The sequence below is a fragment of the Klebsiella pneumoniae complex sp. WS1778 genome, assembly GCF_049472055.1.
Lineage (GTDB): Bacteria > Pseudomonadota > Gammaproteobacteria > Enterobacterales > Enterobacteriaceae > Klebsiella > Klebsiella quasipneumoniae.
Genome location: NZ_JBKGTJ010000001.1, coordinates 1,176,586 through 1,197,373, shown reverse-complemented (window position 1 = coordinate 1,197,373; position 20,788 = coordinate 1,176,586). Strand labels below are relative to the sequence as shown.

General features: G+C 64.6%; 19 protein-coding genes and 1 pseudogene. 14 read left to right on the top strand and 6 right to left on the bottom strand.

What is annotated here, in order from left to right; genetic code table 11:
- Positions 1-4: 4 nt before the first annotated feature.
- Genes ACLEXF_RS06155 through ACLEXF_RS06145 form a run of 3 tightly spaced genes read left to right on the top strand, consistent with a single transcriptional unit; the run spans position 5 to position 2,979 of the window.
- Complete coding sequence (locus ACLEXF_RS06155) at positions 5-1,327, top strand: MFS transporter (RefSeq protein WP_126494276.1); 1,323 nt, start codon at positions 5-7, stop codon at positions 1,325-1,327.
- 15 nt (positions 1,328-1,342) lie between these two features.
- Positions 1,343-2,179 (top strand): shikimate dehydrogenase family protein, encoded by an 837-nt coding sequence (locus tag ACLEXF_RS06150; protein WP_032456243.1) that lies wholly within the window; start codon positions 1,343-1,345, stop codon positions 2,177-2,179.
- 56 nt (positions 2,180-2,235) lie between these two features.
- Positions 2,236-2,979 carry a substrate-binding domain-containing protein gene (locus tag ACLEXF_RS06145; RefSeq protein WP_126494277.1) on the top strand — a complete coding sequence of 248 codons (744 nt, stop codon included), beginning with the start codon at positions 2,236-2,238 and terminating at the stop codon, positions 2,977-2,979.
- On the opposite strand, the gene ACLEXF_RS06140 is transcribed toward ACLEXF_RS06145, so the two are convergent.
- From ACLEXF_RS06140 to ACLEXF_RS06125, 4 genes are all read right to left on the bottom strand, one after another.
- Positions 2,963-3,712 carry an ABC transporter ATP-binding protein gene (locus tag ACLEXF_RS06140; protein ID WP_126494278.1) on the bottom strand — a complete coding sequence of 250 codons (750 nt, stop codon included), beginning with the start codon at positions 3,710-3,712 and terminating at the stop codon, positions 2,963-2,965. The genes ACLEXF_RS06145 and ACLEXF_RS06140 overlap by 17 nt on opposite strands.
- Positions 3,709-4,716: a FecCD family ABC transporter permease gene (locus ACLEXF_RS06135; protein WP_004203061.1), complete on the bottom strand. Its 1,008-nt coding sequence runs from the start codon at positions 4,714-4,716 to the stop codon at positions 3,709-3,711. Before ACLEXF_RS06135 ends, ACLEXF_RS06140 begins: the two co-directional genes overlap by 4 nt.
- Entirely contained in the window at positions 4,706-5,764 is a 1,059-nt protein-coding gene (locus tag ACLEXF_RS06130) for an ABC transporter substrate-binding protein (protein WP_065904607.1), read from the bottom strand. The genes ACLEXF_RS06135 and ACLEXF_RS06130 overlap by 11 nt, the downstream gene beginning before the upstream one ends.
- 92 nt (positions 5,765-5,856) lie before the next feature.
- Positions 5,857-6,669, bottom strand: a complete 813-nt coding sequence (locus ACLEXF_RS06125; RefSeq protein ID WP_126494279.1) for a DNA-binding transcriptional regulator — start codon at positions 6,667-6,669, stop codon at positions 5,857-5,859.
- Between the two features lie 177 nt (positions 6,670-6,846).
- Here ACLEXF_RS06125 and ACLEXF_RS06120 point away from each other — a divergent pair, with 177 nt between their 5' ends.
- The 8 genes from ACLEXF_RS06120 to ACLEXF_RS06085 all read left to right on the top strand — a co-directional run bounded on the left by ACLEXF_RS06120 (position 6,847) and on the right by ACLEXF_RS06085 (position 15,208).
- The gene (locus tag ACLEXF_RS06120) at positions 6,847-8,511 is read left to right on the top strand and encodes a bifunctional 3-(3-hydroxy-phenyl)propionate/3-hydroxycinnamic acid hydroxylase (RefSeq protein ID WP_423265746.1); all 1,665 of its coding nucleotides are present in this window, start codon (positions 6,847-6,849) and stop codon (positions 8,509-8,511) included.
- 1 nt (position 8,512) lies between these two features.
- Positions 8,513-9,457: a 2,3-dihydroxyphenylpropionate/2,3-dihydroxicinnamic acid 1,2-dioxygenase gene (gene mhpB / locus ACLEXF_RS06115; protein WP_117263214.1), complete on the top strand. Its 945-nt coding sequence runs from the start codon at positions 8,513-8,515 to the stop codon at positions 9,455-9,457.
- Between the two features lie 17 nt (positions 9,458-9,474).
- On the top strand, positions 9,475-10,341 hold the full coding sequence (gene mhpC / locus ACLEXF_RS06110) for a 2-hydroxy-6-oxonona-2,4-dienedioate hydrolase (RefSeq protein WP_053810240.1): 867 nt from the start codon (positions 9,475-9,477) through the stop codon (positions 10,339-10,341).
- Between the two features lie 9 nt (positions 10,342-10,350).
- Entirely contained in the window at positions 10,351-11,157 is an 807-nt protein-coding gene (mhpD, locus tag ACLEXF_RS06105) for a 2-keto-4-pentenoate hydratase (RefSeq protein ID WP_049092550.1), read from the top strand.
- On the top strand, positions 11,150-12,100 hold the full coding sequence (gene mhpF / locus ACLEXF_RS06100) for an acetaldehyde dehydrogenase (protein WP_017901281.1): 951 nt from the start codon (positions 11,150-11,152) through the stop codon (positions 12,098-12,100). The genes mhpD and mhpF overlap by 8 nt, the downstream gene beginning before the upstream one ends.
- Positions 12,097-13,113, top strand: coding sequence for a 4-hydroxy-2-oxovalerate aldolase (gene mhpE / locus ACLEXF_RS06095; protein ID WP_274891420.1), 1,017 nt, complete (start codon positions 12,097-12,099; stop codon positions 13,111-13,113). The genes mhpF and mhpE overlap by 4 nt, the downstream gene beginning before the upstream one ends.
- 71 nt (positions 13,114-13,184) lie before the next feature.
- On the top strand, positions 13,185-14,381 hold the full coding sequence (gene mhpT / locus ACLEXF_RS06090) for a 3-(3-hydroxy-phenyl)propionate transporter MhpT (RefSeq protein ID WP_064149796.1): 1,197 nt from the start codon (positions 13,185-13,187) through the stop codon (positions 14,379-14,381).
- Between the two features lie 101 nt (positions 14,382-14,482).
- Entirely contained in the window at positions 14,483-15,208 is a 726-nt protein-coding gene (locus ACLEXF_RS06085; protein WP_048326368.1) for a polyphenol oxidase family protein, read from the top strand.
- A 12-nt stretch (positions 15,209-15,220) separates the two neighbouring features.
- Here the strand turns inward: ACLEXF_RS06085 and ACLEXF_RS06080 are convergent, their stop codons facing one another.
- Both ACLEXF_RS06080 and ACLEXF_RS06075 read right to left on the bottom strand, forming a co-directional pair.
- The gene (locus ACLEXF_RS06080; protein ID WP_064149798.1) at positions 15,221-16,801 is read right to left on the bottom strand and encodes a rhodanese homology domain-containing protein; all 1,581 of its coding nucleotides are present in this window, start codon (positions 16,799-16,801) and stop codon (positions 15,221-15,223) included.
- Between the two features lie 5 nt (positions 16,802-16,806).
- Positions 16,807-17,409 carry a cysteine dioxygenase gene (locus tag ACLEXF_RS06075; RefSeq protein ID WP_004203047.1) on the bottom strand — a complete coding sequence of 201 codons (603 nt, stop codon included), beginning with the start codon at positions 17,407-17,409 and terminating at the stop codon, positions 16,807-16,809.
- 106 nt (positions 17,410-17,515) lie between these two features.
- On the opposite strand from ACLEXF_RS06075, the gene ACLEXF_RS06070 reads away from it, so the two are divergent.
- The 3 genes and pseudogenes from ACLEXF_RS06070 (at position 17,516) to ACLEXF_RS06060 (ending at position 20,787) form a co-directional block, all read left to right on the top strand.
- Positions 17,516-18,409, top strand: a complete 894-nt coding sequence (locus tag ACLEXF_RS06070; protein ID WP_017901276.1) for a LysR family transcriptional regulator — start codon at positions 17,516-17,518, stop codon at positions 18,407-18,409.
- Positions 18,410-18,553: 144 nt separating this feature from the next.
- Positions 18,554-19,649, top strand: a pseudogene (locus ACLEXF_RS06065) (LLM class flavin-dependent oxidoreductase).
- Positions 19,636-20,787 carry an acyl-CoA dehydrogenase family protein gene (locus ACLEXF_RS06060; RefSeq protein ID WP_062914317.1) on the top strand — a complete coding sequence of 384 codons (1,152 nt, stop codon included), beginning with the start codon at positions 19,636-19,638 and terminating at the stop codon, positions 20,785-20,787. Before ACLEXF_RS06065 ends, ACLEXF_RS06060 begins: the two are co-directional and overlap by 14 nt.
- The last annotated feature ends 1 nt before the right edge of the window (position 20,788 follow it).

The window sequence follows — 20,788 nt, the reverse complement described above, 5'->3', positions numbered from 1 at the left end:
GACTATGAGCTCATATAGCCCTAACCCGACGGCTGCCGCCCAGCCGGCCGTCACCGCGCGCCGCTCCCGGCGGCGCATCGGCATTCTTGCGCTGCTGGCCATCGGCACCATGATCAACTACCTCGACCGCACCGTGCTGGGGATCGCCGCCCCAAAGCTCACCGCTGAGCTGGGGATCGATCCAGCGATCATGGGGATACTTTTCTCCGCTTTCGCCTGGACCTACGCCCTGGCGCAAATCCCCGGCGGGCTGTTTCTTGACCGCTTTGGCAACAAAGTCACCTATTTTCTGTCGCTGACCCTGTGGTCGCTCTTTACCCTGTTCCACGGCATGGCGGTGGGGCTGAAAACGCTGCTGCTGTGCCGTTTCGGGCTTGGCGTCAGCGAAGCGCCGTGCTTTCCGGTCAATAGCCGGGTGGTCAGCGCCTGGTTCCCGCAGCAGGAGCGCGCGAAGGCCACGGCGGTGTACACCGTGGGGGAGTATCTTGGGCTGGCCTGCTTTGCCCCGCTGCTGTTCTGGATCATGGATGGCTTCGGCTGGCGGGTGCTGTTCGTCAGCGTCGGCGCGGTTGGCATTCTGTTTGCCCTGGTGTGGTGGCGCTGCTACCGCGAACCGCATGAAGATCCTCGTCTCAGCCAGAAGGAGCGTGAGCATATCGAAAACGGCGGCGGCCTGAGCGCCCCGACGGACCAGCAGGTGGCGTTCAGCTGGCCGCTGGTCCGCCAGCTGCTGAGCAAACGCCAGATCATCGGCGCCAGCATCGGTCAGTTTGCCGGCAATACCGTGCTGGTGTTCTTTCTCACCTGGTTCCCGACCTGGCTGGCCACCGAACGCCATATGCCGTGGCTGAAGGTTGGTTTCTTTTCCATCCTGCCGTTTGTCGCCGCCGCCGGTGGGGTGATGTTTGGCGGCTGGATCTCCGACAAGCTGCTCAAAGCCACCGGGTCGGCCAACCTGGGGCGTAAGCTGCCGATCGTCGCTGGCCTGCTGATGGCCAGCTGTATCATCTCCGCCAACTGGCTGCAGAGTGACCTGGCGGTGATCCTGGTGATGTCGTTTGCCTTTTTTGGCCAGGGGATGGTGGGCCTCGGCTGGACGCTGATCTCCGACATCGCCCCGAAGGGGCTGGGCGGACTTACCGGTGGCCTGTTCAACTTTTGCGCCAACCTCGCGGGGATCCTCACCCCGCTGGTGATCGGCTTTATCGTCGCCGGGTTCGGCAATTTCTTCTACGCGTTGATCTACATCGGCGGCGCCGCGCTGCTGGGTGTGGTGGCCTATCTGTTTATCCTCGGCGACGTCAAACGTATCGAGTTATCGCAGTAAACAAAGGAGCAAGGCATGGTGATTAGTGGGAATACGCGGCTGATAGCGCATCTTGGCTATCCGACCGCCAGTTTTAAGGCGCCGATGATCTACAACCCGTGGTTTGTCGACCAGCAGGTGGACGTGAAGGTGGTGCCGATGGGGGTCAAACCGGAGGACTATGCCGCGTTTATTCCGCCGCTGTTTACGATGACCAATATCATCGGCGCGCTGGTGACGATGCCGCATAAAATCGCCACCTGCGAGCTGGTGCAGCGCCTGAGCCCGACGGCGGCTATCGCCGGCGCCTGTAACGCCATCCGTCGCGAGGCGGACGGCAGCCTCTCCGGGGACATGTTCGATGGCGACGGCTTTGTGCTGGGCCTGCGCCGCAAAGGATTTCATCCTGAGGGGACGCGGGCGCTGGTGGTCGGCAACGGCGGAGTGGGGTCGGCTATCGCCGCCTCTCTCGCGGCGGCAGGGGTTAGCGCTCTGACCCTGTACGATACCCGACCGGAGGTGGCGCACGCTCTCGCCGGACGGCTGCATCAGCACTATCCGCAGCTCGATATCACCCTGATGCAGCGCGATCCGGCCGGACACGAGCTGGTGGTTAACGCCACGCCGCTGGGGATGAAGGTCAGCGATCCGCTGCCGCTGGACGTGGACCGTCTGGCGCCTGGCACCTGGGTGGGGGAGGTGGTGATGACCCAGGAGTATACCCCGCTGCTGAGGGCCGCCCAGGCGCGACAGTGCCCCATCCAGCGCGGGACCGACATGCTGTTTGAAATGATCCCCGCCTATCTGCGCTTTTTCGACCTGCCGGTAGCCACCCCTGAACAGCTCCGGGCGCTGGCGGAAATTCGCTACTGACGTGGCGGCAAACCGGGTAATATAGCGCTATATTATCCGGTTTATAGCGACGATCTATAATGTCCACTCCTCTCACGCTGCTGGCGGCGGGAAGCCTGAAAAGCGCTTTTCTGCCGCTGGTGGCGTACTTTCAGCAGCAGACTGGCCTGGCGGTCGATGCGCAGTTTGGCCCTGCCGGCCTGCTGCGCGAGCGGATCGAGGCCGGGACCCCGTGCGCGGTTTTTGCTTCCGCCAACGCGGCGCACCCGCAGGCGCTGCTCCAGGCGGGTCTGGCGCAGGAATGCCAGGGATTTGCCGGCAATCAGCTGATGCTGACCGCCATGCGGTCGCGAGACAACGATGGCCTGGACTGGCTGGCGCTGCTCAGCACGCCCCGCCTGCGGCTGGCGACCTCCACGCCGGGATGCGATCCGTCAGGAGATTACACCTGGCAACTGTTTGCCCGAATCGAGGCGCGCTGTCCTGGGTTGGGCAACGCGATGGCCGGGCGGGCGCAGCCGCTGGTCGGCGGCAGAGACTCACTGAGCGTGCCGCCGGGAGAGATAGCCGGCGCGTGGCTCATTCGCCAGAATCTGGCGGATCTGTTTATCGGCTACGCGCACTATGCCCCCGCGCTGGCCTCCTGCGACGATCTGCGTACCCTGACCATCCCGGCAGCGTGGAATATTCGCTGCGATTACCAGTTGGCGCGCCTCAGTGCCGATCCCGCCGCGCTGGCCCTGTATCGCTTTATCCTCGGCGACGTTGGCCAGGGGTATCTCCGGCAGGCGGGTTTTATGCCGTTCAGCGACGCAGAGTAAACCCCGGCGCCAGCAGAGGGGACGCGGACGCGGGATGGTAGATCAGACGTACTGGCAGGCCGTATGCTTGCCGGAGGTGCGTTTCGCTCAGCACTTCGGCAGTCTCGCCCGCCAGCCACTGGCCCTCCGGCAGAAGCAGCAGCGTATGGCTGGCCACCTGTAGCGCATGATTCGGATCATGAGTGGTGAACAGGACGGTGCGCGTCTGGCGGTGAGCGAGGTCGTCGATCAGCTGGAGCACCACCTGCTGGTTACCGAGATCCAGCGCCGAGCAGGGCTCATCCAGCAGGATATTCTGACTGGCGCTGACCAGCGCGCGGGCAATCAGCACCAGCTGCTGCTGGCCGCCGGAGAGCGCGTCGAAGTCATCCCCGGCCAGGGCGGCAATCCCCAGCTGCGCCAGCGCCTGCTCAACCCTCCGGGCATCCTCCTCGTCCGGCTGGGCAAAGAGATCCACGTGCCGGGCGCGGCCCATCAGCACCACATCGCTCACTCGCCAGCGGAAAGCGGGACGAAACGACTGCGGAACCAGGGCGACGCCGCCCTCGCACTGCGCCCGGCCGCTCAGCGGCGGCAGCACGCCGGTCAGGGTATCCAGCAGAGTACTTTTTCCCCGGCCATTGGCGCCCAGCACCGCCCAGATCTCGCCGGGACGGCAGGCCAGCGTGAGCGGGGTGAAGAGCGGCTGACGGTGGCCGTAACGTAGCGCTTCCAGCGACAATGAGCGGTTCATTGGAGCGTATTCCGGCGTCGGGATTGCACCAGCAACAAGGTAAACAGCGGCGCGCCGAGCAGGGCTGTGATGATCCCGATCGGGATCTCCGCCTGCGTCAGCGTGCGCGCCATATCGTCCACCACCAGCATCAGGGCGGCGCCGAGCCAGAAGGCGGCGGGCAGCAGGCGACGATGGTCGGCGCCCACCAGCAGACGGGCGAGGTGCGGGACCACCAGTCCCATCCAGGCGATGCTGCCGCTGACCGCCACTTGCGCTGCCACCAGCACCGCGCAGCAGACCAGCACGGCGCGACGCAGCGCGGCCACCGGAACGCCAAGACTGCGGGCATCGCGCTCCTCCAGCGCCAACAGATTGATTCGCCAGCGCAGCTTCCACAACACCCCGGCGGCCACCGCCATGGGCAGGATCATGAGCAGTACCTTATGCCAGCTGGCGGTTGCGAAGCTGCCGAGCAGCCAGAAGACAATGTTCGGTAACGTCTCTTCGCTGTCGGCGAGGTACTGCATCAGGCTGACCAGCGCGGCGAAGAAGCCGCTGAGGATGATCCCGGACAGAATCAGCCCCAGCGTGCTGTCCCGCCCCTGCAGGGCGGCGAGGGCGTAAATCAGCCCCAGCGCGACGAGGCCAAAGAAAAAGGTCGAGGCCATCATCAGCAGGCCGCCGACGCCCAACAGGATCGCCAGCGTGCCGCCGAAGGCGGAGCCAGAGGTCACTCCGATGATGTGCGGGTCGACCAGCGGGTTCTGGAACACGCCCTGTAAGGTAGCGCCGCACAGCCCCAGCGCGCCCCCGGCCAGCAAAGCTATGACCACGCGCGGCAGGCGAACCGACCAGACGATCTGTCCGATCACCCCTTCGCCTGGTGGGAGATGGATCAGGGTGTGGCCAACGGCGCTCAGGCTTAACGGGAACTGGCCGAAACAGAGAGAGGCGACTGCGATCGCCAGCGTCGCCAGCGCCAGGCTGCCCTGCAACAGCCAGGGACGGTGGTTAGCGGGCATCTGGCGTCCACGCTACGCGGTAAAAGCGTTGATAGTAATCCCTGGCTTTACTGTCCACATCGATGTTCTGGTAACGCGAAGGGTAGAGTTTTTTCGCCATCCACAGCTCGCCCAGCGCCAGGGCCTCCGGCATCGGGTAACCCCAGGCTTTGGCGTACTCCGGCATCAGCCACACGCGGTGATGTTTCACCGCATCGATCGCCTGCCACTGCGGGTCGTTCTCTATCTGTTTGACCACCTGCGGATAACGGTCCTGGACGAAGATCACCTGCGGGTTCCACGCCAGCACCTGCTCCAGCGACACCTGACGGGCGCCTGTTACGCTGGCGGCCGCCACGTTCAGCGCCCCGGCGTGCGCCATCATCAGACCGGTGTATTTGCCGGCGCCGTAGGTATTCAGATCGGGGTTGGCCATATACACCCGCACCCGCTGGTTCTGGGGAATATCGGCCACCGGCGCATTGGCTTGCTTACGCGCCTCAAAGGTGTAGTGAATCAGCGCCTCGGCCTCGGGCTGGCGTTCGACGACCTCGCCGATAAGGCGGATCCCCTCTACCAGTCCGGCGTTATAGGACTGCTCCTCGTCAGCCATGGTGGGGTTCATTTTACTTTTTTCCCCGGCGGCATCCTGGCGCAGCGAAATGGCCACCACCGGGATCCCGGCCTGTTGGATCCGCGCGATCATCGCCGGCGGCGCATAGTTGGCGACGAAAACCACCTGCGGACGCAGCGCCAGCAGGCTTTCAATATTGACCTGAGTGAGATCGCCCGGGGTCGCCAGTTGCCCGATCTCGGGCATAAAGCGGGCGAACTGCGGCCCGAGCTGTTTCTTCCAGCTGCTTAAGACGCCGACGATATCCTCAGCGGCATGCAGTTGCACAAGCAGGTTGAGCGTCTGATGCTGCAGAACCACGACGCGGGTGACGTGGTTGGGGAGGGTGACCTGGCGACCCAGCTGGTCGGTGACAGTGCGGTCGGCGAAGGCCTGACCGGTGAACAGGCTGGCGCTGAGCAGCGTCAGGCCCAGCAGTAAGGGGTGTTTTGGCATGATCTGGCCCGAATGGCGTGAAAAATTCGTTGTGTATTAAATTATATAACGACGCCGGGCGCAATGATTGATCGCGTTTACCCTCACTACGATCAAGGCATTTCGTACCACACTTCTTGATCCTCCATGCGCGCCTCTATCTGGCCCGCCACCCTCTGCAGCGTAGAGAGATGCTTTTGCGCCGCCTGCTCAATGGTCATGGCGCTGGCGATATAGACCAGGTTGAGGCAGCCGATGACCCGCTGCTGGCTGCAGACCGGCACGGCGATAGAGGCGATTTTCTCCTCCTGCCGCCAGCCGCGGTAGTTTTCTCCATAGCCGTTCTGGCGGGTGCGGGCGAGGATTGCCGCCAGCCGTTCCGGTTCGCGGGCCAGCTGATACTCCGCCTCCGGACGGGCGGCCAGCATGCTGAGAATGGCGTCGCGCTCCGCGTCGGGAGCAAAGGCCAGCCACGTCAGACCGGAGGCGGTGAGCAGCAGCGGCAGTCGCCGTCCGACCATCGCCCGGTGAAACGACAGCCGACTGAAACGGTGGGTGGTTTCGCGCACCACCATGGCGTCGACGTCGAGGGTGGTGATGTCCGTCGGCCACTGTACTTCGCGCAGCAGCTCGCCGAGCAGCGGCGTGGCGAGGGCAGAAATCCAATGTTCGTCACGAAATCCGTCGCTCAGCTGGCGGACGTTAATGGTCAGACGAAAGCTGTCATCGGAGCGGCTGCGGCGGACAAAACCCTCCTCCTGTAGCGTCTCCAGCAGCCGGCGCACGGTGGTGCGATGCAGGCCGCTAAACTCCGCCAGCAGGCCCGGCGTCGCGCCGCCGTCGAATTTATTTAACAATTTTAATAACAATAAACCCCGGCTTAATCCGCGCACCGTTTTGTACGCTGTGGACCCATCGTTATGCATAAAACCTTCCTGAAAATGCTTTATAAACAGTGGCGTGCACCTGGTGCACATTCGATGATGTTTTGATTGTAGCCGAAAACCCCCGCCCTATACTCAGCCCATTATAAAAATACGTTTACACATGATTAACAAATGGCCTGCCGGTCTGGCCGTTTCCGAGTCGTGAGGTCGCTGAGAATGACAACATCTACACCCGATATTCAACCCGCCGTGCAGCATACCGCCCAGGTCGCCATCGCCGGCGCCGGTCCGGTAGGCCTGATGATGGCCAACTACCTTGGCCAGATGGGCATCAGCGTGCTGCTGGTGGAAAAACTCGACAAACTGATCGATTACCCGCGGGCCATCGGTATTGACGATGAATCGCTGCGGGCGATGCAGGCGGTGGGGCTGGTGGATGACGTGCTGCCGCACACCACGCCGTGGCACGCCATGCGCTTTCTGACCCCGAAGGGCCGCTGCTTTGCCGACATCCAGCCGATGACCGATGAGTTTGGCTGGTCGCGGCGCAACGCCTTTATCCAGCCGCAGGTGGATGCGGTGATGTATCACGGCCTGCAGCGTTTCCCACAGGTCCGTTGCCTCTTCTCCCGCGAGGTGGAAGCCTTTAGTCAGAACAGTGACAGTGTCACGTTAAATATCAAAGGGCCGGACGGCGAGCGGGAGACGGTGCGCGCGGACTGGCTGGTGGCCTGCGACGGCGGCGCCAGCTTTATTCGCCGTACGCTGAACGTCCCCTTTGAAGGCAAGACCGCGCCGAATCAGTGGATTGTCATCGATATTGCCAACGACCCGCTGGCCACCCCGCACATCTATCTGTGCTGCGACCCGGTGCGGCCCTTTGTTTCCGCTGCGCTGCCACACGGCGTGCGCCGCTTTGAATTTATGGTGATGCCCGGGGAAACCGAAGCCCAGCTCAGCGAGCCGCACAATATGCGCCGCCTGCTGAGCAAAGTGCTACCGGACCCGGATCGCGTCGAACTGATCCGCCAGCGGGTCTACACCCATAACGCGCGCCTTGCCGAGCGCTTTCGCATTGACCGGGTGCTGCTGGCCGGCGACGCCGCGCACATCATGCCGGTCTGGCAGGGCCAGGGATACAACAGCGGCATGCGCGACGCCTTCAACCTGGCGTGGAAGCTGGCGCTGGTGGTCAACGGCAAAGCGGGAGAGGCGTTGCTTGACAGCTACCAGCAGGAGCGTCGCGACCACGCGAAGGCGATGATTGACCTGTCGGTGACCGCCGGCCACGTGCTGGCGCCGCCGAAGCGCTGGCAGGGGGCCGTGCGCGATGGCCTCTCGTGGCTGCTGAACTACCTGCCGCCGGTGAAACGTTACTTCCTCGAAATGCGCTTTAAGCCGATGCCGCAGTATCGCGAGGGGGCGCTGCTGACCGACGGCGCAGGTAAATCCTCGCCGGTGGGCAAAATGTTTATTCAACCGCAGGTGACGCTGGAGAATGGCGAGAGCCTCCTGCTCGACGAGGTTATCGGGGCGAATTTCGCCATTATCGGCTGGGGCTGCAACCCGCAGTGGGGGCTCGACGCCGGGCAGATCGCCCGCTGGCGCGCGATAGGGGTGCGCTTTATTCAGGTGGTGCCGGAGGTGCAGATCCACCGCGAGCAGGATAACGCTCCGGGCACGCTGCGGGTAGGGGATAAACAAAACCGACTGAAGAGCTGGTTTGCGCAACATCACACCGCCATCGCCGTGGTCAGGCCGGACCGCTTTGTCGCCGCCCTCGCTATCCCGCAAACCCTCGGCGCGCAGCTGACCGCCCTGGCGGAAAAAATGACCCTCGCAGCCGGGGATACCGCCCACGCTGAAGAGAAGGTGGCCTGATATGCATGCCTATCTGCACTGTCTGTCGCACACCCCGCTGGTGGGATTCGTTGACCCGGAGCAGGCGGTCCTTGATGAGGTCAACGGGGTGATTGCCGACGCCCGGCGGCGGATCGCTGAATTCGATCCCGAACTGGTGGTGCTCTTCGCCCCCGATCACTACAACGGTTTTTTCTATGACGTGATGCCGCCGTTCTGCCTCGGCGTCGGCGCCACCGCCATCGGCGACTTCGCCAGCGCCGCCGGCGTTCTGCCGGTGCCCACCGAGCTGGCGGAAGCCTGCGCTCACGCCGTGCTCAACAGCGGTATCGACCTGGCAGTGTCGTACAACATGCAGGTGGACCATGGCTTCGCCCAGCCGCTGGAGTTTTTGCTGGGTGGGCTGGATCGCCTGCCGGTGCTGCCGGTGTTTATTAACGGCGTCGCCGCGCCGCTACCGGGCTTTCAACGCACCCGGCAGCTTGGCGAGGCGATGGGCCGCTTCCTCAACACCCTCAATAAGCGGGTGCTGATCCTCGGCTCTGGCGGGCTGTCGCACCAGCCGCCTGTGCCGGAGCTGGCGAAGGCCGACGCCCATCTGCGCCACCGCCTGCTCGGCAGCGGCAAACAGCTGCCGCCGGACGAACGCGAGCTGCGCCAGCAGCGGGTGATCAGCGCCGCCCGCCGGTTTACCGAGGACCCGCGCTCGCTCCATCCCCTTAATCCGGTGTGGGACAACCGCTTTATGAGCCTGCTGGAGCAGGGGCGGCTGAGCGAACTGGACGCGATCGGCAACGACGAGCTGTCGGCGATGGCCGGCAAATCGACGCACGAAATTAAGACCTGGGTGGCCGCCTTTGCCGCGCTATCCGCTTTTGGCCGCTGGCGTAGCGAAGGCCGCTATTACCGGCCGATCCCCGAGTGGATCGCCGGATTCGGCTCGCTGAGCGCCACCACCGAGATTTGATTAACCGGGAGACTAACATGAGCTATCAACCGCAAACCGAAGCCGCCACCAGCCGATTCCTCAACGTCGACGAAGGGGGCCGCACGCTGCGTATCCATATCAATGACTGCGGCGACGGGAAAGAGACCGTGGTGATGCTCCACGGCTCCGGGCCGGGGGCTACCGGCTGGGCCAACTTCAGCCGCAATATTGACCCGCTGGTCGAGGCGGGCTATCGCGTGCTGCTCCTCGACTGTCCGGGGTGGGGGAAGAGCGATTCGATCGTCAACAGCGGCTCGCGTTCGGATCTCAACGCCCGCATTTTGAAAAGCGTGGTCGATCAGCTGGGGATCGATAAAGTCCATCTGCTGGGCAACTCGATGGGCGGCCACAGCGCAGTGGCCTTCACCCTGAGCTGGCCGGAGCGGGTGGCTAAGCTGGTGCTGATGGGCGGGGGGACCGGCGGCATGAGCCTGTTCACGCCGATGCCGACGGAGGGCATCAAGCTGCTGAACGCCCTGTACCGCGAGCCGACCATTGAAAACCTGAAGAAGATGATGAGCATTTTCGTCTTTGACACCCGCGACCTCACTGACGCGCTGTTCGAGGCGCGGCTGAACAATATGCTGTCGCGCCGCGACCATCTGGACAACTTCGTCAAGAGCCTCGAAGCCAACCCGAAGCAGTTCCCTGACTTTGGTCCGCGGCTGGGCGAGATCGCTGCGCCAACTCTGATCGTCTGGGGACGCAACGACCGCTTCGTGCCGATGGACGCCGGGCTGCGCCTGCTCGCCGGGATCGCCGGCTCTGAGCTGCATATTTACCGCGACTGCGGCCACTGGGCGCAGTGGGAACATGCCGACAGTTTTAATCAGCTGGTGCTCAATTTCCTCGCACGGGCCTAAGGAGTGATGATGACTTTTTCTCTTGACGCGCTGGCGCAGCAGCTGCGCGACGCCGAACGGACCGGCCAGGCGATCGCCCCGCTGCGCGATATCCTCGGCGTCGACAACGCCGACGCCGCCTACGCCATCCAGCGCCTGAACGTTCAGCACCACGTGGCCCATGGCCGGCGGGTAGTGGGCCGCAAGGTGGGCCTGACCCATCCCAAAGTGCAGCAGCAGCTGGGGGTCAACCAGCCGGATTTCGGCACCCTGTTTGCCGACATGTGCTACGGCGACAACGCCGACGTGCCGTTTGGCCGCGTGCTGCAGCCGAAGGTGGAGGCCGAGATCGCCCTGGTGCTGAAACATGATCTGCCCCATGCCGATACCACTTTTGATGAACTGTATAACGCCATCGAATGGGTGCTGCCGGCGCTGGAGGTGGTGGGCAGCCGGATTCGCGACTGGTCAATCGGCTTTGTCGACACCGTCGCCGATAACGCCTCCTGCGGCCTGTACGTCATCGGCGGCCCGGCGCAGCGCCCGGCGGGGCTGGATCTGAAGCAGTGCGCCATGCGGATGACCCGCAACCAGGAGCTGGTCTCCAGCGGCCGGGGCAGCGAGTGCCTGGGGCATCCGCTGAACGCCGCGGTCTGGCTGGCGCGCAAGATGGCCAGCCTCGGCGAACCGCTGCGGGCGGGGGATATCGTGCTCACCGGGGCGCTAGGCCCGATGGTGGCGATTAACGAGGGGGACAGCTTTGTCGCCCATATTGAAGGTATTGGCTCAGTCGCGGCACGCTTCGTCGCCGCCGGAGAAGGACATCGTGATGCGTAAACGTAAAGTCGCCATTATCGGCTCCGGAAATATCGGCACCGATTTAATGATTAAAATTCTGCGCCACGGCCAGCATCTTGAAATGGCGGTGATGGTCGGCATCGACCCGCAGTCGGATGGTCTGGCCCGCGCCCGGCGCATGGGGGTAGCGACCACCCACGAAGGGGTGGGCGGCCTGATGCAGATGGCGGAGTTTGCCGATATCGACTTCGTCTTCGACGCCACCAGCGCCGGGGCGCACGTTAAAAACGATGCCGCGCTGCGCGAAGCGAAGCCGGGGATCCGCGTCATCGACCTGACGCCGGCGGCGATTGGCCCATACTGCGTGCCGGTGGTCAACCTCGCGGCCAACCTCCACCAGGGCAACGTCAATATGGTGACCTGCGGCGGCCAGGCGACCATCCCGATGGTCGCCGCGGTTTCGCGGGTGGCGAAAGTGCATTATGCAGAGATCGTGGCCTCCATCGCCAGTCAATCCGCCGGGCCGGGCACGCGGGCGAATATCGACGAATTCACCGAAACCACCTCGCAGGCGATTGAAAAAGTGGGCGGCGCGGACAAGGGCAAGGCGATTATCGTGCTCAACCCGGCGGAGCCGCCGCTAATGATGCGCGATACCGTGTATGTGCTGAGCGAGATGGCGTCCCAGGAGGCGATTGCCGCCTCGATCGCCGAGATGGCGGCGGCGGTGCAGGCTTACGTGCCAGGCTACCGGCTGAAGCAGCAGGTGCAGTTTGAGGTTATCCCCGAGGATAATCCGGTCAACCTCCCCGGCGTGGGCCGTTTTTCCGGCCTGAAAACCGCGGTTTACCTCGAAGTGGAAGGGGCGGCGCACTATCTGCCGGCGTACGCCGGCAACCTCGATATTATGACCTCAGCGGCGCTGGCGACGGCGGAGCAAATGGCCGGGGCAATGAACAGCGCGGCGGGAGCGACAGCATGAACGGTAAAAAACTCTACATTTCGGATGTGACGCTGCGCGATGGTATGCACGCTATTCGTCACCAGTATTCCCTGGCGCAGGTGCAGCAGATCGCCGGCGCGCTGGATAAGGCGGGGGTGGACTCCATCGAAGTGGCCCACGGCGATGGGCTGCAGGGATCCAGCTTCAACTACGGCTTTGGCGCCCACAGTGATATCGCCTGGATTGAAGCGGCGGCGGCGGTGGTCAGCCAGGCGAAAATCGCCACCTTGCTGCTGCCGGGCATCGGCACGCTGCACGACCTGAAAGCCGCGTATCAGGCCGGGGCGCGGGTGGTGCGGGTCGCCACCCACTGCAGCGAAGCGGACGTCGCGGCGCAGCATATTGCCTTTGCCCGCGAGCTGGGGATGGACACCGTCGGTTTTCTGATGATGAGCCATATGATCTCCCCGCAGGCGCTGGCGCAGCAGGCGCTGAAGATGGAATCCTATGGGGCGACCTGCATCTACGTGGTGGATTCCGGCGGGGCGATGAACATGAACGACATTCGCGACCGCTTCCGCGCGCTGAAGGCGGTGCTGAAGCCGGAGACCGCCACCGGGATGCATGCCCACCATAACCTGAGCCTCGGGGTGGCCAACTCTATCGCCGCGGTGGAAGAGGGCTGCGATCGCATAGACGCCAGCCTGGGCGGGATGGGGGCGGGGGCGGGCAATGCGCCGCTGGAGGTGTTTATTGCCGCCGCCGACAAGCTCGGCTGGCAACATGGCACCGATCTCTATGCGCTGATGAACGCCGCCGACGAGCTGGTGCGGCCGCTACAGGACCGCCCGGTGCGCGTCGACCGCGAAACGCTGGCGCTGGGCTACGCCGGGGTCTACTCCAGCTTCCTGCGCCACAGCGAAGCGGCGGCGGCGCGCTATGGCCTCAGCGCGGTGGATATTCTCGTCGAGCTGGGCAAACGGCGGATGGTCGGCGGCCAGGAGGATATGATCGTCGACGTCGCGCTGGATCTGCTTAACCGCCAAAAATAACAACGCGCGGCTGACCACGCATCAGCCGCCCATCACCTGATCCGCTTGTCCGGCTATCGCCAAGGTACCCTATGACCAAGATAACGACCGCAAACTCCTCGCGCCTGATGGTCACCATCGGGCTCTGTTTTATGGTGGCCCTGATGGAGGGGCTGGATCTGCAGGCGGCGGGGATCGCCGCCGTCGGCATGGCGCAGGCCTTTGCGCTGGATAAAATGCAGATGGGCTGGATCTTCAGCGCCGGGATCCTCGGCTTGCTGCCCGGCGCGCTGGTGGGCGGCATGCTGGCGGACCGCCACGGGCGCAAACGCATCCTGCTGAGCTCGGTGCTGTTGTTTGGCCTGTTCTCGCTGGCCACCGCGGTGGCCTGGAGCTTCCCGACGCTGCTGCTGGCGCGCCTGCTCACCGGCGTCGGGCTGGGGGCGGCATTGCCGAACCTGATTGCCTTAACCTCGGAAGCCGCTGGCCCACGCTTTCGCGGCCGGGCGGTGAGCCTGATGTACTGCGGCGTGCCCATTGGCGCCGCGCTGGCGGCGGCGCTGGGGTTCTCTGGCCTCGCCGCGGCCTGGCAGACCATCTTCTGGATTGGCGGCGTGGTCCCGCTGCTGCTGATCCCGCTGTTGATGCGCTGGCTGCCGGAGTCGCAGGCGTTTCAGCGCGTGGAGACCAGCGTGCCGCTGCGCACCCTGTTTGCCCCGGGACATGCTGCCGCCACGCTGCTGCTGTGGCTGGGCTATTTCTTCACCCTGCTGGTGGTCTATATGCTCATCAACTGGCTGCCGATGCTGCTGGTGGGCCAGGGGTTCAGCGCCAGCCAGGCGGCGGGGGTGATGTTCTCTCTGCAGATCGGCGCCGCCTGCGGTACTTTGCTGCTGGGCGCGCTGATGGATAAGCTTACTCCGCTGCGCATGTCGCTTCTGATATACAGCGGCATTGTGGCATCGCTGCTGGCGCTGGGCAGTGCGTCGACGCTGAGCGGGATGCTGCTGGCGGGGTTTGTGGCCGGGCTGTTCGCCACCGGCGGCCAGAGCGTGCTCTACGCGCTGGCGCCGCTCTTCTATCCCGCGGCGATCCGCGCTACCGGGGTCGGCACCGCCGTGGCGGTGGGCCGCCTCGGGGCGATGAGCGGCCCTTTGCTGGCCGGCAAGATGCTGGCCCTCGGCACCGGCACCGTCGGGGTGATGGCAGCCTCAGCGCCAGGCATCGTGCTGGCCGGCGTGGCGGTGTTCTGGCTGATGCATCGCCAGCAGCGCGCGGCCATGGTCTGATGCTGTCCGGCGGTCTGGCGGAAAAATGCCGGGCCGCCGCCTTGCCTCTCCGCGTGTCCTGGCCTAAGGTAAGACATCATTCCCTGTCGTTTATCGTCTCTATGGCTTACCGCTCCCGCTTGCTCGACGCTATCCCTGGCATCCGCCACGCGTTTCTCGATGTCCACGAAACCGCCGCTTTTCCCTATGCCGAATTGGCCCCGGTGAAGCTGGTCCATGGCAATGAGGTGCATCACTATCAGCAGCCGCTGCCGACGCGGCCGCACGCCGACGCGGTGTTTACCGCCGTGGCCGGGCAAAAGGTGGGGGTGGTGACCGCCGACTGCCTGCCGATACTGATCGCCTCGCGCGACGGTCGCTTCGTCTGCAGCGTCCATGCCGGCTGGCAGGGGCTGGCCAGCGGCATTGTCGACAACAGTCTGGCGACTTTTCGCCAACAGGGGGTGGCGCTGACCGATCTGGTCATCGCCGTGGGGCCGCATATTCACCCTTGCTGTTACGAAGTCTCCGCCGGATTTTATCAGCAACTGCTGGACCAGCCCGGCGGTGACCGGGTGGCCCGGCACCGCCAGCGGCTGTTCCATTCCCGTTCGGCCCCGGTCAGCGATCCGCTTAAAGCCGCCGCACGCGGCAGCGATAATCTGTGGTTTGATCTGCGCGCTTTCGCTGAAGCGATCTTCACAGAGGCGGGGGTGGCGCCGGCGAGCGTTGAATGGCTGGGGAGCTGCACCTATTGCACGCCGCAATCGCTGGGCTCCTACCGGCGCCGGACCCATTTTCCGGCGCCGAAGAGCTTTCAGTACTCGTGGATCATGCGTCAGGCCTGAGGCGCGCTGGCGTTAGATCACCCGAAAACCGTGGGTGCCGTCGCGGGCCAGCTGATCCACCAGGCCGTACTCCCACTCCAGATAGGCCTGCATGGCCTCTGCGGAATTATCGGTCCCTTCATAGGGACGGCGATAGCGGTCCCGGCGCTCGACGGCGAGGCCGTCGTCGCCATGGGCCAGCGGCAGACCGGCGGCGATCCACGCCAGCGTCCCGCCGCGCAATACCTGTACCGGCTTACCGGTTAAGGCCGCCACCTCGGGCACCGCGTAGCGGGCCAGCAGGCTGCTGCCGCAGGTCACCACGTAACGTTGCGCGGGAGGGAGGGCTTCCAGGGCCTGGCGCAGCTGCGAGCGCGTCAGCCACCACGCGCCGGGGATATGGCGGGCGACAAAGTTGGCGCTGGTAGTGAAATCGAGCACCACCGTCCCGGGCTCCTCCAGCTGTTGCGCCAGCTGCGCCGGGCTTATCTCCTCCGCCGGCGGGGCGGGGGGCACTTCGGCGGCCGGCACCCCGCGCTCGCTCAGCTGGCTGGCCGACAGCGCGCTCAGCCGCGCCGTCTCCCAGCCCATCTGCGCCAGCCACGAGCCGGTCATCGCCGCCCGGACGCCATCGTCATCCAGTAACACTATCCGCGCTCCCCGCACGCTGGCGAAGTGATCGGTCTCCTGCACCAGCTGGCCGCCTGGCGCGCTCAGGCTGCCAGGATAGTGGCCCGCCGCGTACTCCTCGGGGCTGCGGACATCAAACAGGAAGGTGGTGCGGTCGCTCTGCTGCCGCCAGCGTTGTAGCGTCGCTTCATCGATGACTGCCACCCCGGCCCGTTCGGCGAGATGCGCCGCCTCGGCGGCCCGGACGCCAGAGGCGCGGGCGGAGGGGTCGTATTGCCGCTGCTGCTGGTGCGCCAGCGTCTGGCCAGCCAACGTCCAGCCGATAGTGCCATTGCGCAGGGCATGGACCGGGTTCGGCACCCCGGCGTTGATCAGCGACTGGGTGCCGATGATGCTGCGGGTGCGTCCGGCGCAGTTGACGATGATCGGCGTCTGCGGGGAGGGCGTCAGGCTCTCCACCCGCAGGACCAGCTCGCCGCCGGGCACGCTGATGCTGCCGGGGATGCTCATGGTCTGGTACTCATCGAAGCGCCGGGCGTCGACGATCACCACCTCCTGTCGTCTGTCGATGAGCGCCTGAACCTCCTGGGCGCTGAGCGACGGCGTGTGACGCACGCTTTCCACCAGCTCGCCAAAAGCTTTACTGGCAGAGTTGACGTCCTGAAACAGCTCGCCGCCGCTGCGGCGCCAGCCGGCGAGACCCTCGGCCAGCAGGGCCACATCCTGATAGCCCCAGGTCCGCAGCCGTTCGACGGCGATCTCCGCCAGCCCTTCGCCGTTGTCGTAGACGGTGATCGGGGTGGTGAAGCGCGGTATCCGCCGGCGGACCTCCAGCTCCAGTTTGCTGAGCGGCAGATTGACGGCAAACAGTGGATGAGCGGTGGCGAAATCGGCCTCTTCACGGACGTCGATCAGCGCCAGTTCACGACGGTCGAGCAGCGCCTGACGGATCCCGGCGGCCTGGCGATAAGCGTAAGTGGACATAATGGTTATCCTTGGTGTTCGCGGGAGGAATCCCAGATATTGGGTAAATGGCGGTTGGAGTAGCCGGATATAAACGGTTTTTGCTGGCCTTCCGGGGTATACACTGCGCGCTTCACCGCGCCGATGTTGCCGCCGTAAACATGTATGCTGATGGAGACGCGATCCGCCAGCGCATTGCTGACGCGATGAATGTCGCCATCGTCAGCGGAGACTTTCTCCACCTGACCAGCCTGCAGAAGCGTGGCGGCGCCCAGCGCGCGCGGTATGCCATCGGCATCCAGCTGGTAGCGTTGATTTTCCTCCGCGCCGCGCAGCATCCCAATGGCCCCCCACACCCGGTGGTCATGGATCGGCGTCGCCTGTCCCGGCCCCCAGACGAAGCTGACGATCGAGAAGCGCTCGCCGGAGTCGGCATGCAGCAGATACTGCTGGTAATGGTGTGGGTGCGGCAGGGTGTACTCTTCCGGCAGCCAGTCGTCGTGACGCACCAGCGCCGCCAGCCGCTGCGCCACGGCGTCAAGCAGCGGCGCGGTCGAGTGGTGTTCCCGGTGCAGACGGTCAACCTCATGAATAAAATGGCGTAATTTTTCCAGTCGTGGTGCAGTCATGTGCGCTTCCTGTCAGAGGGACTGGTCAAAACGCTAACAGAGGCGTTAATATTATTTAAATGCAATTTACGCATATATTAATATGCAAATTTCACATAAGGATCCTATGCGCATCGACGATATTGACGCTCTGCTGGCCACAGTGCAGTTTTCTTCCCTCAATCAGGCGGCGGATTATCTGGGGATCACCCAGTCGGCGATCACCCGGCGCCTGCAGCGTCTGGAGCAGGAGCTGAACGTCACGCTGTTAGCGCGTCAGACCCGCCCGCTGACCCTGACCGCCGCCGGTCAGCGGGTGTACGAGCAGTGCCTGAGCATTAAGCGCGAGACGAAAAAGCTCTACAGCCTGTTGGATCCGCAAGGCGAGCCGCGCGGCGCGCTGCGTCTCGGCGTACCGCAGAGTATCAGCGAGATCGCGCTGCCGGCGGCGCTGGCGGCGCTGAGCCAGCAGTTTTCCGCACTGTCCCCGCAGGTCACCTGCGGCTGGAGCGGAGAGCTGCAGCGCCGGCTGGAAAACGGCGAACTTGACGGGATGCTGGCGATGGGCCCCGCCCAGCAGACCCTCGCCGAGGGCTACAGCGGGCGTCTGCTGTGCCCCCTGGAGGTGGTGCCGATTGCCGCCCGGCGGCTGAATCTGCGGGCGTCGTCGCTGCGGGAGTGCGTCGAACAGGGCTGGATCCTTAACCCCGATGGCTGTGGCCTGCGCGCCGGGCTCATCCGCGAGCTGCAAAGCCAGGGCCTGCGCCTGAAGCTTAACGTCGAGAGCGCGGGCGCCCAGCTGCAGATGGCGCTGGTGGCGCAGGGACTGGGGCTGGGTCTGGTGCCGCGGGCGGCGCTGGCGGCCAGCCCGTGGCGGGACGAGATCGAGGTCGTCAACCTCAGCGATTTTCAGCCTGCGGTGTCGCTGTGGCTGATCCACGCTCAGTATCTGGCCAACCTGCAGTCGCCGCTGATCTTTTTCGCCAGCAAAGTGGTGCAGCAGCTGACAGTATCCGACTGAAAACACTACTCATTTTCTATTAATGCAAGCCTTGCATATTAAGATATGATAAAAATGCATTTTGTTCATTAACACACTCTGTATAGGGTAATGACCAGCGCCGCCGTCGCGGCCACTCCATTACCCTGACGCAAGGAGTTGTTCATGAGCATTCAGTTTCTTGGCATGATTGGCCACCGCCTCTCTTCCGAAACGATTGCCCCGGTGGGGCCGATCTTTGACCGCGACTATATTGTTCGCTTCGCGCAAACCCATGAAGCCGCCGGGTTCGATCGCCTGCTGGTGGGTCACTGGTCCGATCAACCCGACGGCTTTCTGGTAACCGCCCTGGCCGGACTGTCGACGCAGAAAATTCAGTACCTGCTGGGCCATCGCCCCGGTTTTGTATCGCCGACCCTCGCCGCGCGCAAATTCGCCACCCTTGAGCATCTGCTGGGGGGCCGGCTGGCGGTGCATATCATCAGCGGCGGCAATGACGCCGAGCAGCGCCGGGACGGCGATTACCTCGACCACGACCAGCGCTATGCCCGCACCGACGCCTTCCTCGACGTGGTGCGCCAGGTGTGGACCAGCGAGCAGCCTGTCGATATTCACAACGAGTTTTATCAGGCCGAACAGGCCTGGTCAGCTATTCGTCCGCTGCAAAAGCCGCATCTTCCCATCTACTTCGGCGGTTCGTCGGCAGCGGCCATCGCCGTCGCCGGCAAACACGCCGACGTCTTCGCCCTGTGGGGCGAGTCGCTGGCGCAAACCGGCGAGACCATCCAGCGCGTGCGCGCCGAAGCGGCGAAACACCAGCGTGACATCGGTTTCAGCGTCTCGTTCCGGCCGATTATCGCCGACGGCGAAGCCGAGGCCTGGGAGAAAGCCGAGCATATCCTGCATGTCGCCACCGAGCAGGCGGCGCAGCGCGGGGGCGGTTTCAAGGCCAAACCGGACAGCATCGGCGCCCAGCGGCTGCGGGCCACCGCCGCGCAGGGCAGAGTGGTGGACAAACGCCTGTGGACCGGCATCGCCCAGCTGGTGGGCGGCGAGCATAACTCTACCGCCCTGGTGGGCACCCCGGAGCAGGTGGCCGATGCGCTGCTCGATTACTACGACCTCGGGGTGCGCAACTTCCTGATCCGCGGATTCGACCCGCTGAACGATGCGGCAGACTACGGCCGGGCGCTGTTGCCGATCGCTCGGGAAAAAGCCGCGCGGCGTGCGGTGGCGGAGCGCGCATCGTGATCCATCCTGAGCGCGACGACTGGGCGCAGCAGCTGACGGCGGTACGCCAACAGATGGCGGAGCAGGCGGCCAGCCTCGACGCCAGCGGCGACTTTCCCTGGCGCAATATCGACCACCTGCGCGCGGGGGGCTGGTTAAGCCTCGCCGTGCCGCGTGCTTACGGCGGCGCGGGCGCCAGCCTGGCCCAGCTGCAGCAGGCCATCGCCGCCATCGCCTGGGGTGAGCCGGCGACGGCGCTGATCGTCTGCATGCAGTATCTGCACCATTTGCGGCTGGCGGAAAACGACGCCTGGCACGCGCCGCTGCGCCAGCAGGTTTTTCACGACGCCGTCGAACGCGGTGGCCTGATCAACAGCCTGCGCGTTGAGCCGGAGCTGGGTTCCCCGGCGCGGGGCGGCCTGCCGGACACCGTGGCGAGCCGCTGCGCGGACGGCTGGGACATCAACGGTCATAAAATCTATACCACCGGCATTGAAGGGCTGCGCTGGCTGGCGGTATGGGCGAGAAGCGATGATAACCCGCCGCGGGTGGGCACCTGGCTGGTGCCTGGCGACAGCGCCGGGATTAGCGTGGTGAAAAGCTGGGATCACGCCGGGATGCGGGCCACCGGCAGCCATGAGGTGATTTTTCGCCACGTGCGGGTGGCGGCAGAGCACGCGGTGGATGTCTGGCCTGTCGATGCACCACCCTCTGCCCAGGCGGAACCGTTGCGCCTGTTCGCCAACCGGCAGACGGCGCTGCTGGCGGCGATCTATGACAGCATCGCCCGCGCCGCTCACGACTGGCTGGTGAGGTGGCTGACGGGGCGAGTGCCCGCGGGCCTCGGCCATCCGCTTTCCCGCCTGCCGCGGGTGCAGGAGAAGGTCGGGCAGATCGCCGGGCTGCTGCTGGTGAACCGCAGCCTGCTGGAGCAGGCCGCCGCGCTGCGCTTTTCCGCCATCGAGGCCAATCTGGCGAAAGTCACCATTACCGACAACGCCATTCAGGCGGTGAATATCGCGCTCGAGTTGACCGGTAATCATGGCCTCAGCCGACAGAACCCGCTGGAACGCCACTACCGTAATGTGCTCTGCGGCCGGGTGCATACCCCGCAGAGCGACAGCGCCTGGCTGGCAGCCGGCCACTTCGTCTTTCAATCACAAGGATAAT